General features: G+C 63.6%; 11 protein-coding genes. 6 read left to right on the plus strand and 5 right to left on the minus strand.

Annotated elements, in window-relative coordinates:
- Window positions 1-2: 2 nt before the first annotated feature.
- Window positions 3-515, minus strand: coding sequence for a GNAT family N-acetyltransferase (locus NFH97_RS01385; RefSeq protein WP_349624260.1), 513 nt, complete (start codon window positions 513-515; stop codon window positions 3-5).
- A gap of 984 nt (window positions 516-1,499) precedes the next feature.
- Here NFH97_RS01385 and NFH97_RS01390 point away from each other — a divergent pair.
- Window positions 1,500-2,258, plus strand: a complete 759-nt coding sequence (locus tag NFH97_RS01390; protein ID WP_349624261.1) for a TlyA family RNA methyltransferase — start codon at window positions 1,500-1,502, stop codon at window positions 2,256-2,258.
- 105 nt (window positions 2,259-2,363) lie between these two features.
- Here NFH97_RS01390 and mscK read toward each other — a convergent pair whose 3' ends face one another.
- The gene (gene mscK, locus NFH97_RS01395; RefSeq protein WP_349624262.1) at window positions 2,364-5,798 is read right to left on the minus strand and encodes a mechanosensitive channel MscK; all 3,435 of its coding nucleotides are present in this window, start codon (window positions 5,796-5,798) and stop codon (window positions 2,364-2,366) included.
- 151 nt (window positions 5,799-5,949) lie between these two features.
- Between mscK and NFH97_RS01400 the strand changes: the two genes are divergently transcribed.
- From NFH97_RS01400 to NFH97_RS01420, 5 genes are all read left to right on the plus strand, one after another.
- Window positions 5,950-7,074, plus strand: a complete 1,125-nt coding sequence (locus NFH97_RS01400) for a phospholipase A (RefSeq protein WP_108132605.1) — start codon at window positions 5,950-5,952, stop codon at window positions 7,072-7,074.
- A 136-nt stretch (window positions 7,075-7,210) separates the two neighbouring features.
- Window positions 7,211-7,600: an ElaB/YgaM/YqjD family protein gene (locus NFH97_RS01405; protein ID WP_045993309.1), complete on the plus strand. Its 390-nt coding sequence runs from the start codon at window positions 7,211-7,213 to the stop codon at window positions 7,598-7,600.
- Entirely contained in the window at window positions 7,600-8,016 is a 417-nt protein-coding gene (locus tag NFH97_RS01410; RefSeq protein WP_045993310.1) for a phage holin family protein, read from the plus strand. The genes NFH97_RS01405 and NFH97_RS01410 overlap by 1 nt, the downstream gene beginning before the upstream one ends.
- Before the next feature lie 38 nt (window positions 8,017-8,054).
- On the plus strand, window positions 8,055-8,354 hold the full coding sequence (locus NFH97_RS01415; protein WP_045993311.1) for a YqjK-like family protein: 300 nt from the start codon (window positions 8,055-8,057) through the stop codon (window positions 8,352-8,354).
- Window positions 8,355-8,574: 220 nt separating this feature from the next.
- Complete coding sequence (locus NFH97_RS01420; RefSeq protein WP_124804312.1) at window positions 8,575-9,309, plus strand: ParA family protein; 735 nt, start codon at window positions 8,575-8,577, stop codon at window positions 9,307-9,309.
- A 62-nt stretch (window positions 9,310-9,371) separates the two neighbouring features.
- Here NFH97_RS01420 and NFH97_RS01425 read toward each other — a convergent pair whose 3' ends face one another.
- From NFH97_RS01425 to NFH97_RS01435, 3 genes are read right to left on the minus strand one after another with little or no spacing between them, the layout of a single operon-like run.
- Window positions 9,372-10,406, minus strand: coding sequence for a CHAD domain-containing protein (locus NFH97_RS01425; RefSeq protein ID WP_124804310.1), 1,035 nt, complete (start codon window positions 10,404-10,406; stop codon window positions 9,372-9,374).
- A 53-nt stretch (window positions 10,407-10,459) separates the two neighbouring features.
- Window positions 10,460-12,616: a vWA domain-containing protein gene (locus NFH97_RS01430; protein ID WP_349624263.1), complete on the minus strand. Its 2,157-nt coding sequence runs from the start codon at window positions 12,614-12,616 to the stop codon at window positions 10,460-10,462.
- On the minus strand, window positions 12,613-13,176 hold the full coding sequence (locus NFH97_RS01435) for an RNA polymerase sigma factor (RefSeq protein WP_197037111.1): 564 nt from the start codon (window positions 13,174-13,176) through the stop codon (window positions 12,613-12,615). The genes NFH97_RS01430 and NFH97_RS01435 overlap by 4 nt, the downstream gene beginning before the upstream one ends.
- Window positions 13,177-13,357 lie beyond the last annotated feature (181 nt).

Below are 13,357 nucleotides of genomic sequence, written 5' to 3' on the forward strand. Positions count from 1 at the left end.
TCTCACGCGTCCGCCTTCCGTGTCTTGTTAGTCACTGCACGCATGAACAACAGGTCGCCCGTAGATTCTGATTCCACAATCAAGAACCCAAGGCTCTCGTATAGAGAACGCGCAGCATTGTTATCCCGATATACACGAAGAGTAACGTATGCGGCACCAGTTGACCGAATCGCCTTTTCGATCAATTTCTCGCACAGCAGACGACCTGCACCTATTCCCCGAGCTTCGGGTGAAATAATTATTCTGCCCATGTGCACCGCACCTTGCTCCGCCACCCAAAACTGACCAAAACCAATACACTTGCGGTTGCTAGTGGACAAGCAGTAGCTAAAGCATTCCTCCGTCTTGAGTAGTTCAGCTAATCTCTCCGGCGCAAACGGAAACGGCACCAATGGACCAGCCCAGCGAGCACAAGCCTTTTCATCGACTACCCAGGAAGCAATAGCCTCATAATCGGTTTTCTGTGGGATTCGCAGAGTTGCTTCCATATGACTAACATTTTTAATCGTATGCATGCTCGAGTTTGCCGCGACGGATACGGCAAAGTCTTCGTTTATCCAATTGAAACCTCACGGGTCGTTTCAGATCTGCGGCAATTCGCGAAATCTGAAAACGTGCATGCTCATTTGTCCCGGTAACCATGCTGCATATCGCTTCGACGCTTTTCTCTAACATCTTGTTTTTCTGTCCAACACCTTGATGCTGTGCGGAATAAGTGAGCACTCACTTTCGGCGTTCCGTGCACGCTCTCGACGAGCGGCCAGATACACTGTGTATAAAACCATTTCTGGTGCGAGCGCTGCGGCCCCATCAGGAGGCCCTTGTTGACGTCCCTCCAACGGGCAATCAGTCATTGTTGATCAGGTGGCGGAGAGATAGCGGTGGAAAGCGGCGAGACAAACCGTTCGGGCACCCTACCGGGGGGACATGCCATCCGTGCAAGTCCCTTCCCTGAACATCACGGTGGCGACGTCATCACTCTCTGTCGGGGAGATATCACAAGTTTCGTAGGCTGGAACTGGGTGCTGCGCGTGGTGTGACATGACGTATTAGCAGCCAAGGTTGTGGCTTTGTCTTGTCACCCGTTGATGCCGTTCGAACAGCATTCCCTCGCCGTACTGCTTGTCTCGCCGCCACTTGTCGCAACTCCGCACAGAACCTGACGCCTTATGCAATCCTAAGTAATCTTGTTGGTTTTTAGCATAGCCTGCGATCCTGGCCATTTCGACCGGGAGGTGGCGCTAAAACTGGATAGTTTTCCTACGGTGTGAGAGCCCAGGCGGTGTCGAAAGGCGACGATAGCTAGCCAGAGGCGAACAACAGGTTAGCGAGTAGAAACTGACAGAATATGATGGAAAGCTGTGGTGGACGACTGTGGTGGGCGGCTCAAAGCGCTTGAGACTGGTGTGCGCCCCCACGGGGGCCTCGCCGTGGCATAATGCGCCGGCATTTTCTGCTTGAACTCCAGACGGCCCGACCAAGGCGCCACAGGACACCCCATGCCACGTCTCGACCAACTCCTCGTCAGCCAAGGCCTGGTTCGCTCTCGCACCCGCGCCCAGCGGTTGATCCGCCACGGCCGTGTCTCCCGCCGGGATGACGGCAAGGTTTTGACACGCCCCGGGGAGAAGTGCCCCGACGACCTCGCTCTGGTAGTCGCCGAGGACCCGGAGGAGCGCTACGTTTCCCGCGCCGGACTCAAGCTGGAGGCGGTGCTCTCGGCGTTGGAACTGTCACTGGATGGTCGCCTGGTGCTGGACGTGGGCCAATCCACCGGGGGCTTTACCGACTGTGCCCTGGCCGCCGGCGCGCGCCACGTCATCGGCGTCGAGGTGGGCCACGGCCAGCTCGACGACAGCCTGCGTGGCGACGCCCGCGTCAGTTGCCTGGAGGGGCTCAACGCCCGCCACCTGAGTGAAAGCCGCGAACTGGCGACGCTGATGGAGCGGATAGGTCAGCCGGAGGTGGCGGTGATGGACGTGTCCTTTATCTCGCAGACGCTGATCCTGCCGGAACTGGCGACGCTGCTGGCACGGGACGCCCTGCTGCTGTCGCTGGTGAAGCCCCAGTTTGAGCTGGGGCCGGGTGCGGTGGATCAGCGAGGCGTGGTAAGCGACCCCCGCCGCTACGCGGAGGTCGAGCAGCGCATCCGCGACTGCTGCGCCTCGGTCGGTTTCGAGATCCTGCACTGGCAGGAAAGTCCGATCCTCGGCGGCGATGGCAACCGCGAGTTTCTGCTACAGGCCCGCCGGCGCTAGCGATAGGCTGTGCGACGTGTCATGCGACGGGCTGTGCGACATGCCATGCAGCAGGCCTTACAGCAGACCCTGTAGCCTTTCGCCAGCGACCGCGGTCGGTCGCCCTCAGCGCCCGCCGGCGTCTCCGCCCCCATCGCTGCCGCCGCCATCCCCGATACTGACGTCACCCGGGTCACCCTTGGCCCCGGGGGGCGGATGGCCTTCCTGAGGGTCGCTCTTGACCCGATGCACGCCCTTCCACACGTCGCGCTGCCCCGAGCGGCGGATGTGCACATCGAGCTGGTCGAAGGCGATACGGATGCCATGCTCGGAGAACATGTCGCCGATGCGGCCATTGAGCTCGTCGGTGGCCAGTAGTCGATCCCCCAGGGCATTCACGTAGATGCGCAGTTCGTACTCCATGGTGCTGGCGGTGTAGGCCATGAAGTAGATCTCCGGGGGCGGATCGGACAGTACCCGCTCGTTCTCCTCGGCGGCCTGCTCTAGCAGGCGATGCACCAGGCTGCGATCGGCGTCGTGGCTGACCCCGTACTTCAACGTCACCCGCGTCACGCTGTCCGACAGTGACCAGTTGATCAGCTGGTCGGTGACGAAGGTCTTGTTGGGGATGATGATCTCCTTGCGATCGAAGTCGGTGACCGTGGTCGCGCGGATACGAATCCGGCTCACCGTGCCGGTGAGGTTGCCCAGGGTAATGGTGTCGCCGATGCGTACAGGCCGCTCGAACAGGATGATCAGACCCGAGATGAAGTTGGCAAAGATCTCCTGAAGACCGAAACCGAGACCCACACCAAGAGCCGCTACCAGCCACTGCAACTTGGCCCATGACACCCCGAGTGCGCCCAGGGTCATCACCGTACCGGTGCCGACGATGGTGTAGGACAACAGCGAACTGATGGCGTAGGCGCTGCCCTGCTTGAGCTCCAGGCGCGACAGCACCATCACCTCGAGCAGACCCGGCAGGTTGCGCGCCAGCATCATGGTCACCCCGGCGATGAACAAGGCCACCAGCACGTCGCCGACACTCAGGTTGTCCTCAAGCGCCTCGCCACCCTCTCCGGTGGCGCCTTCCACCAGGGTGACGTTGTCGAGGTAGCCGATGACCCCGAGGAAATCGGTCCAGACCAGATACAGCAAGGCGGCGAAGCCGATGGTCAGCAGCAGCTTGGACAGCCTCAGCGACTGCTGGTTGACCTGCTCCATATCCAGCGGCGGCTCTTCGACGATATCGAGGCCACGGTCGTTGTCGTCCTGGGCCAGGGCTCGCCGGCGAGCCAGCGCACGACGATAGGCCAGGCGTCGGGCAGCCACCGCCAATCCGCGGACCACCGCTGCCTCGACCAGGATCCACACGCCCAGCAGGTACAACGAGATCACGAAGCGGCTGACCAGACTCAACGCCGAGTAGACGTAGCCATAAAGCACGGCACCACCCAGCACCACCGGCACCATCGCCAGCGCCAGCCCCAGCACCAGACGAAAGAGCTTCACCCCGAAGAAGGGGGTGTGGGCCATGATCAGCTTGCTGAGCGCCACGCTCATCCCAATCAGCCCCAGCAGCAACAGTCCGAGCCCCAGCGGGCGCTGGTTGAAGGTCACCGCAGCGTCCCTGGCAAGCGGCGCGATCAGCAGCACCGGCGCCATGCTGACGCCAAGCCACAAAAGCCACCAGCGTAGCTTGCCCACGTACTTGACCGGCCAGTGGAAATGACGTGTCGCCACGCCGTCGCTGACCAGCAGGCGACGCGACCAGGCGACCACGCCCCAGGCCAGCGAAAGCTGCAGTACCGAGTAGCCGACATCCGCTGCCACCTCGGAGCCACCGAGGGTCAACAGCAGGCCGAAGGCCACCAGGCACAGCGGTCCCGGTGCGGCCACCAGGGCGTTCAATGCCACCGCCTTGGGCGTATGCAGCTGAGAATCGTAGCGAAGTCGACCGATCTGGTCGTGCAGGGTGACCAGGCGACGCATGATCGCGCGCCTGAGCGCCAGCAGCAGCAACACCACCAGCAGTACCGGGACCGCTACCCAGGCACCAGGCCCCGGCCAGCGCCAGTTGTGAGGCAGGATCTGGCGCCACTCGCCTTCCCGCCACTCCATCATCAGGTTCTGGGGGATCTTCATCAGCCAGCCGAGATCGATGGGCCTGGCGTTAGCCACCCAGAACAGCTGTTCGTCGATGCTGGTGCGCAACTGCGCACTGATGTCGAGCAACTGCTGCTGGTTGAGCTGCATATCGATGGCAGCCGTGAGGATCTGACCGTAGGTGGGCTCTAGCTGGCTGATCAGCTCACGCCGAGAATTGAACAGCTGCACCAGCGGCTCCACCAGGGGCTCGGGCTCGTCCACCTCGGCCTGCGCCAACACCTCCCTTGCCAGTGCCTCCGGGGAGCGCAAGGCGTCGCGTTCGCTGTCGAGTTCGAACTGCGCCAGGCGTACATCGGCGATCTCGTCACGCAGGCCCGGCCGTGGCTGCACTTCGGGCAGCGATCCTCGCTGCTCACGCAGGATGCGCGACAACAGTACACTGCCGCGCACCGCCTCGATGTTCTGGGTCAGCCCCTGCTGCAGGCGACGCACCCGTTCGAGCTGGCGACGCACTTCGAGTCCGTCACGCACCAGATCGTTGGCTCGCGAGGTGGCGTTGAGCAAGTCCTTGGAGAGCTGACGGTTGGTGGTCTGGGCCGCCTGAATCACCGGATGCCGTGAGATGGCCTCTGGCTCATCGCGTACTGCCTCGGCGATGGCCCGCTCGGTCTGCTCGCGGCGCAGTCGATCGAGCCGACCCTGCAGCGCGGAGACCCAGGCCTCCTCGCTTGCCGCCTCCAGTTTCAACAGCGCGAGGCGCTGCTGCAGCACCTCACGCATACGTGTATTGGTATTGAGCTGACGCTGGTGCAGCTCGAGCTGAGCCTCGGCCAGAGCCTGGCGCGCCCGCGCCGCCACCCGCAAGGGGGCATCTTCCGGCACGTCACGACGATTGAGGTCTTCGAGCTTGACCCTCGCCTCATCCATCTCCCGATTGGCCTCGGTGATGGCCTGTTGCGCCCGCTCCGGCAGCGTCTGGGCCCCCAGCAACTGGCTCTGCACACTGGTCAGGGTATCCTGAGTCGACTGCAGCACTCGGGTGGCGTCGCTCAGGCGCTGCTCGACGGCCGGCATCTTCAGCCCCTCGAGCTCAGCTAGATTGTGCGACTCGCCTTCTTCACTCTGGCGCAGCGCTTCCTCAAGCGCCGCCAGCCGTTCGGGTGCCTCCTCGATACGCCGCTCTAGACTCTCCAGGTCACGCTCGACCTCGGCCAATTTCTCCACCGCATCGATCGCCTCGGACAGCGCATCGATCTCTTCCTGCGCCGTGGCGCTTGGCGGATCGCTGGCATTGGCGACGCGCTCGTCAAGGCGCGACTGCAGCTCTTGCTTGTCCGGCAGCCTCTTCTCGGGCGCTTCCTGGGCCACCACCGCAGATACCGACAGCAGAGACAGCAGCAACACCAGCAAGAGGGGGAGTATTCGGAACAACGAAGAAGGCGAGCTGGGCATCTTAAGAGAACTTCCTGTCGCAGCGTGGAGGAGGCGAGATTCTCAACCCAGTGTGTCAGTATGGCAATCCAGTGCAAGATTCTTCCACGAAGTTGACTCGCTGCGCCGCCATGGTAGAACAACGCCTCCACCTGTCGAATGGATTCACCCTATGACCCGCCCCGCCGTCCGTTCCTCCCTGTTCCCTTCCCTGCTGGCGCTTGCCATCAGTGGACAGGCCGTCGCCGACGGCGGCCTGACCGACGCCGAGCGCGCGGCCAAGGAGGCGCGTATCGAGGCCCTGAAGGCTGAGCTCGCCAAGCTGGAAAATGAACTCGACGATGACGAGGCCCAGCGCGAGGGTGCACAGGCCGTGGCCGTCAGTAGCGCCGGCACTTCATCGACGGTCAACGCCGAAGCCCCCGACACCACCGGTCTGCCCGCCTCCGAGGAGATCGTTGCACGTGCCTCGGGCAAGCCCATCGAGGAGACCGTCGAGGAGCGTCGTCAGCTAGAGCAGGAGTCCGAGAGCAACCCGTTCTCGATCACCACCCACCGGCGCAACTACATCCTGCCGATCAGCTACAACACCAACCCGAATTCCGGCGCCTTTCGTGCCGGTGAAGACGATGCTGACATGGACAACACCGAACTCAAGTTTCAGTTCAGTGCCAAGTTCAACATCGCCGAGGACGTGCTGTTCGACAACGCCGACCTCTACTTCGCCTACACCCAGAAGAGCTGGTGGCAGGCCTACAACAGCGACGAGTCCTCGCCGTTTCGCGAGACCAACTACGAGCCTGAGTTCTTCATCGACTTCCAGAACGACACCACCCTGTGGGGCTGGACCAACGTCAACAACCGCATCTCGCTCAATCACCAGTCCAATGGCCGCTCGGACCCGCTGTCTCGCAGCTGGAACCGGGTCATCGGCACCACTTCCTGGATCAACGACGAGTGGGCGCTGGCAGTCTCGCCGTTCTGGCGCATCCCGGAAGACGATAGTGATGACGACAACCCCGACATCGAGGACTACGTGGGTTATGCCGACGTCACCGTGGCCCGGCAGATGTTCGATACCCACGAAGCCAGCCTGCTGATGCGCGGCAACCCCGACGAAGGCAACTACGGCACCCAGCTCGACTACTCCTGGCCGCTGTTCGGCAAGGTGCGTGGCCACGTGCAGTACTACTATGGCTACGGCGAGAGCCTTATCGACTACGACGAGCGCGTCAATCGCCTGGGTATCGGCTTCAGCATGAACCCGCTGTTCTCGGCGGGCGGCTTCAATCCGTGATGCCGGCGGCGGCCAATTGTGCTTCTTTGCACGGTCGGCCGCCGGCCATTGCCGTGACTGCTATTCTGATGCGAGCATGAACGGGTAAAGATTCATCTTTGGTACCGTTAATCCACCTGCGTCAAAGGAAGACACGATGGCTACACGAAGCTCCAGCACCACCGCCAGCAAGTCCAACGCCAAGAGCGCTGCAAGCGACGCGGACACCAGCAGCTCCAGCGCCTCCACCGAGCAACTCAGGGACGACCTCAAGCAGCTGTCGAGCACCCTCGAAGACCTGCTGAGCGCCACCGCCGACGACTCCAGCGAGACCGTCAAGGAATGGCGCAGCAAGGCAGAGGCACGACTGAAGGATACCCGTGCTCGCCTCGAAGCCACTGGAGAGCGCGTCTACCGTCAGACCCGCGACAGCGTCACCGACCAGGTCGATGCCTGTGATCGCTACGTCCACGACAACCCCTGGAAGAGCATCGGCATCGGTGCTGCCGTCGGCTGCATCGTCGGTATGCTGATCGGGCGGCGCTGATGGCAGACAGCCAAGGACCGGCACAACGGCTATTCGGGGCGGGCAAGCGGGTCCTCTCGACCTTGATCGCCACCGGCGAGACGCGCCTGCGTCTCGCCGTTCTGGAACTCGAGGAAGAACGCGCTCGACTGGTAACCCTGGCCCTTTTGCTGGGGCTGAGCATGGTGCTGTTGATGCTCGGCATCGCCACCCTGACGGCCTTCGTCGTGGTCCTGTTCTGGAACTCCTTCCGGCTTACCGCCATCGCCGTATGCGCGGCGGTGCTTCTGGCAGGAGGCGTCGGGCTGGCCCTGGCGGCGATGCGCCTGGCACGTCGTCGCACGCTGCTGGTCAGCACCTTGAAGCACCTGGCCCTGGATCGAGAGCTTGCCGAAGAATCGATGCGGCCCGACGTCGATGAGCCACATCGTCGATGAGCCGCCATCTTTCTGCCGACACGTCAGGGAGCAATGCCATGAGCCGCGATGACCGCCGTGCGAGCCCCTCTCGCGCCGAGCGCAAGGCCGAACTCGAGGCCACCATCGAACAGCAGCGGCTGGACATCCTGCTGGCCTCGCGCCGTTTCCATCTTGCCGGAGAGCGCATCGACGCCGGCTGGCAGGCGCTTAGTCGCTATCGCACGCCGGCCCTGCTTGCCGCCGGCACGGCGCTGATTCCCGTGCTGCGCCACCCCGGCCGACTGGCTCGCTGGGGTCGCAAGCTGGTGGTGACCGGTCTCGCCATCCAGCGCGTCAGGCGCCTGGTCAAGCGCTGACAGGACACCGCCCCCTCACTGTCCGGCCCCTCTGCGCCCAGCCCCTCTGCGCCCAGACCTTCAGCGCCCAGAACTTCAATCAAGAAAGGTTGTTGTTGCAGCGACTACCAAGACCGTATACAAAACAACGTCAATATCCCCTGGCGAACAACGCCATTCACTGCACAAAGCTGTGCTAAAGTCGTTGTTCTAGTTCATCAAATTCACGGGGCGAATTGCGATGCGGATGTTGTCGCTTTACAGCATCAAGGGGGGCGTGGGCAAGACGGCGTCGGCGGTCAATCTAGCCTGCGAAGCCGCCGCCTGTGGCCACAGGGTGCTGCTGTGGGACCTGGATCCCCAGGCGGCAACGACGTTCTATCTGAAGATCAAGCCCAAGATCCGCGGTGGCGTCGAGAAGCTGGTCAAAGGCAAGGCGGCCTTCAACAAGGTCATCCGCTCGACCAACGTGGATGGCCTCGATGTGCTGCCGGCCTCGCTGGACTCCCGCGAGATGGACCAGCTGCTCGAGCATCATGGCTCCAGTCATCTGCGTCAGATCCTCGGCAAGGTACGCGACGAGTACGATCTGGTCATCCTCGACTGCCCACCGACGCTATCCCACATGTCCGAGAACATGTTCACCAGCGTCGACGCCCTGCTGGTGCCGGTGGTGCCTTCCACCCTTTCGCTACGCACCCTGGAGCAACTCGAGACCTTCCTCGACGACCAGGATCTGGTCTGCCCGCTGTGGCCCTTCATCACCCTGGCCGATCGTCGCCGCACCATGCATCGCGAGGTGATGGAAAGCTTCGGCAAGCGCTGGCCGCTGCGGCTGTCCAGCGTCATCCCGGCGGCCAGTGCGGTGGAGCGCATGGGGCTTGAGCGCGCCCCAGTACGCCACTTTGCCCCCTATACCCCAGCGTGCCGCGCCTACGCCAGCCTGTGGAAGGAGATCGAACAGCGCCTGGCCTGACTGAACGGCCCGAGGCTTGTTCTCGGGCGCGCCCTCAGGGCCGCCCTGGGTCTTTTTCAGCGCTATTGCGGAGCCTTCATCAGTGTCACGGCCTCATTGATCCGGGCCTCGAGACGCTCCAGGCGCGGCTTGCGACATAGCGCCTGCACCCGCTTGAGGTTCTGCTCTGTCTGCGCCTCGTGGTGCGCGTGCAGCAGCATGAAGCCGCGAAGATGGCGAGGCGCGGTGGCCCTGGGTGAGGCCTGCTCGAGCGCTGCCTCCAGGCGATCCAGGGTTTCTTCCTCGGTATGCAAGAGCGCCGCCGTGGTCAGCACGTCGCCCCTCACCAGGTCGTCGTGGAGATCGCCAAAGGCATCCTGAAAGGTCTTCAGCTCTTCCTCGAGCTCGGCGAAGACCTCGCCCTGCTCCCGCCAGGGACGCAGCAGGTAGCGCAGCCGCTTGCCGGTGATACGCGGCCGGTGCAGCGTCTCTTCTTCCTCGCGCCCTTTTACCGCTGCGAGCTCCTCAAGCCAGCCCTCACCAAGCCGGGCCAGCACCTGGGCCGAGGCGTCACCAAACCGAGGCTCCTTGCCGGCCTTGTTGCTGCCTTTTTTCTTGTCCTTGTTCTTGTCCTTCTTCTTGCTGTCCTTGTCTTTGCCCTTGTCCTTGAGAGCGGCCTTGCCGGCAGCCTCGCGCAGGCGGGTGTCGAGCAGCGGAAACCCCGCCACACTGGCGTCGATGGAGGCGTACTCCTGTTCCACCTGCGCCGCCAGGCGCTCCCGCCACCAGCCGATGGCGCCACGCTCCGGCGCTCCCGTCGTCTCGGCCACACTATCGAGCCAGGCCAGCATCACCTCACCGTCACGAGCGTCGTTGGTGGCTCGCGCCAGCGCCGTCAACTGGCGCAACAGCGCCTTGTCGATCGCAAACCCCGGCTGATCGCCAAACTCCTTGATGGTGCTGCGCAGGCGCCTCAAGGCCACCCGAAAATCGTGCAGCCCTTCGCTGTCCTCGGGGTCCTGGATGCGCGGATAGGCCTGACGAGCCTCATCGAGCATCTCAAGGATGACGGCTTCAAGCACCGTCCCCAGCCGCCGTTGTCCCAGCGCCTTGGCCATACACTCTCTCCTGCACAAGAAATAGATGATGCATTCAAGCGTAGCGCAGAAACTCAGCGATCCGACAGTCCGCCGGCCAGGCGCATCAGGCGTACCGCCTCGGCGCGATAGCCGTAGCGATCCTTGCCCTTGCTGGCCTCGGCCAGCGCGATAGCCTCATCCCACCCCCAGTCGCCCAGGTAGCGATCGTCACCCAGCAGCTGGCCGAAGCCTGCGATGGCGGCGGCGAAGGACGCCTCGCTGTCGGCTGTCGTCAGGCCTGGCGAGATCGGCGTCTCGATCAGGCGGCTTTGCGACTCCCCTGGCACCTTGTAGCGCAGCGCCACATGCCCCAGCTCGTCATGCTGGCCCCCCGTCACTTGCTGTCCCTGCTGATAGCGGGATGGCCGGGTCAGGGCAGCGCTCGAGCCCACCGGGGCAATCTCGTAGAGCGCCGTCACCTGATGACCCGCGCCGATATCGCCGGCATCGACGCGGTCGTTGCGGAAGTCCTCTCGCCTGAGCGCTCGGGTCTCGTAGCCGATCAAGCGATACTCCTGCACCCGCGCCGGATTGAATTCGACCTGCACCTTGACGTCGTTGGCGATGGGCTCGAGCGACGCCGCCAGTTGGTCCACCAGCACCTTCTGCGCCTCGGCCAGGCTGTCGATATAGGCGGCCTGGCCGTTGCCATGCTGGGCCAGCGACTGCATCACGGCGTCGTCGAGATTACCTCGGCCAAAGCCCAGCACCGACAGATACACTCCGCCCTCACGCCAGTCGGCGATAAAGCGCTCGAGCGCCTCGGGATCACTCAGGCCAAGATTGAAATCGCCGTCGGTGGCCAGCAGCACCCGGGTCGTCTCGTCCTCGCCGTTCATCTGCCCCGCCAGCCGATAGGCCTGGCTCAGGCCGGCTTCGCCGGCGGTACCACCGCTGGGCGCCAGGCTCTCGAGCGCTTGCATGATCTCCTCTGAGTTCGATGCCGCCGTCGGTGCCAGTGCCACCCCGGCGCTGCCGGCGTAGGTGACGATGGCGACCTCGTCGTCGTCATTCAGCTCACCCAGCAACAGCGACATGGAGCGCTTGAGCAAGGGCAGCTTGTCTGGCGAGCGCATCGAGCCGGAGGTGTCGATCAGCAGCACCAGGTTGACCGGCGAGCGGGGCCCAGGCGTGGCCGCCCTGCCCTGCAGCGCCACCCGCACCAGCTGACGCTCGGGATTCCACGGCGAGGCAAAGACGTCGACCATCGGGCGAAACGCCTCGGCGTCCGGCTGGGGGTAGTCGTAGCCGAAGTAGTTGATCATCTCCTCGATGCGCACCGCCTGGGGCGGCGGCAACTGCCCCTGCATCAGCGAAGAACGCACCACCGCGTAGCTTGCCGTGTCCACGTCCACCGAGAAGGTCGACACCGGCGTCTCGGCGGTCACCCTGACACTCGAGGCGTCGAACTCGGGATAGGCTTCCGAGGAGGCGGTGGGCATCTGGACCGAAGGTTCCGGGCTCGGCAAGGGCGCTATCCGTGCGACCTCCTGACTCGGCATCAGGCCGCGCATCTCCATCGATGTCGAAGGAGAGAGCGACGTCGATGGTGAAGAAGAGAGCGCGGGAGATCGCGACCCAGAGAGCCAGGGAGCCTCGGCCAACTGAGTGACCTGCCCAGCAGACTTGCTTTCCGTCTCGATAGCCGTCTCGACAGCCGTCACGACGGCCGTATCAAGGGGCATGTCACCGGCCATCTGGTCCGCCACCGGTCCTGTCTTGCTCGCCACAATCGCCAGACGTTCGCCTTCGGTCGACTCAGGGGCAGACTCGGGCTTGCTGGCAGTTCGAGGTGGCGAGACGGCCATCTCGGCATCCTGGCTCGGCTCGGGCCCTGTCATGGCGTCGAAGTCCTGGGCCTGGGGCCACAGCAGGTAAAGCCCCAGTGACAACGCCGCCAGCGAGGCGGCGGCAGCCACTGATGGTCGACGATGCAATGGGCGACGGTGTGACGGGCTGTGGCTAAGCGATCGGTTCATGCTGGCATCCCTCCGGGGTGAACGCGGCCGCGACCTGATGTCATCGCGACCTTCCCCCGAGAGACGTGGCTCGGCGTTGGACTCTTGGTCGGCGGCCTGACGTTGATCGAACCGGTCAAGCGCCGCCTTTAGATGCCCGGACTTCACCTCCGCCTCCGGCGCGGGTGCCGATGACAAGGCCCGTTCGAGGCGCTTCAGCTCATCACTCATCTTTCCTCCTCCGCCTGGGCCAGCGCGCTCAATTGTCGTTTCACCTCGCTCATGCGCCAGGCCACGGTACCTTCTGAAACCTCCAGCACCTCGGCCACCTGCGCCTGGGTCATGCCTTCGCCCAGGGACAGCGCCACGGTGTCACGCAGGTCAGTCGATAGCGTCGCCATCGCCCTGGCGAGCCAGCGCTGTTCATCGTCGCGCTGTCGATTGCGCTGGTGTCGGCCACGCTCCCAGGCCTCCCAGCCCTCGGCAGCCTTGCGCCGCGTGGCTTGCTGCCGGCGACGATCGTGGGCGGCGTTGACCGCGACCCGATAGAGCCAGGTGGTAAAGGCGGCGCGCCCATCGAAGCGGATTAGCTTGTCGGGCAACGCAAGACAGATGTCCTGGGTCAGATCCTCGGCCTCGGCGCGGCTGCCGGTCAGCCGCCAGGCCAGCGCATAAAGCCGGTCGTAGTGGCGAGACAGCAGGCACGCAAAGGCCTCACGCTCGCCTCCGGCGGCGCCCTTCACCAGTTCTACATCCGTTGGCGCCCGGGTTTCGGGCTCTTGAATCGACAAGTGGCCGCTCCTCGCGGTCGGGCTCTCGGAAATACACATCAGCCCACAGGGGGGCATCTACATGTAAAGACGTCGCTGGTAGCCGATTCCTTGGGCGGCTGAGAAAAAAAGTGGCGGACAGGGATCGCTTGAACAGGAAGCCTCCACGTCTGCAAACGGTAGTAGCACAAAAAGAGGCGGC

It is taken from the genome of Halomonas sp. SCS19, assembly GCF_040147015.1.
Classification (GTDB): domain Bacteria; phylum Pseudomonadota; class Gammaproteobacteria; order Pseudomonadales; family Halomonadaceae; genus Halomonas; species Halomonas litopenaei.

Bases quoted from the DNA above. Each gene is read 5' to 3' on its own strand.
- NFH97_RS01410 (WP_045993310.1), top strand. From the start codon at position 7,600: ATGGCAGACAGCCAAGGACCGGCACAACGGCTATTCGGGGCGGGCAAG.
- NFH97_RS01425 (WP_124804310.1), bottom strand. From the start codon at position 10,406: ATGGCCAAGGCGCTGGGACAACGGCGGCTGGGGACGGTGCTTGAAGCC.
- NFH97_RS01415 (WP_045993311.1), top strand. From the start codon at position 8,055: ATGAGCCGCGATGACCGCCGTGCGAGCCCCTCTCGCGCCGAGCGCAAG.
- NFH97_RS01400 (WP_108132605.1), top strand. From the start codon at position 5,950: ATGACCCGCCCCGCCGTCCGTTCCTCCCTGTTCCCTTCCCTGCTGGCG.
- NFH97_RS01405 (WP_045993309.1), top strand. From the start codon at position 7,211: ATGGCTACACGAAGCTCCAGCACCACCGCCAGCAAGTCCAACGCCAAG.
- NFH97_RS01385 (WP_349624260.1), bottom strand. From the start codon at position 515: ATGCATACGATTAAAAATGTTAGTCATATGGAAGCAACTCTGCGAATC.
- NFH97_RS01430 (WP_349624263.1), bottom strand. From the start codon at position 12,616: ATGAGTGATGAGCTGAAGCGCCTCGAACGGGCCTTGTCATCGGCACCC.
- NFH97_RS01390 (WP_349624261.1), top strand. From the start codon at position 1,500: ATGCCACGTCTCGACCAACTCCTCGTCAGCCAAGGCCTGGTTCGCTCT.
- mscK (WP_349624262.1), bottom strand. From the start codon at position 5,798: ATGCCCAGCTCGCCTTCTTCGTTGTTCCGAATACTCCCCCTCTTGCTG.
- NFH97_RS01420 (WP_124804312.1), top strand. From the start codon at position 8,575: ATGCGGATGTTGTCGCTTTACAGCATCAAGGGGGGCGTGGGCAAGACG.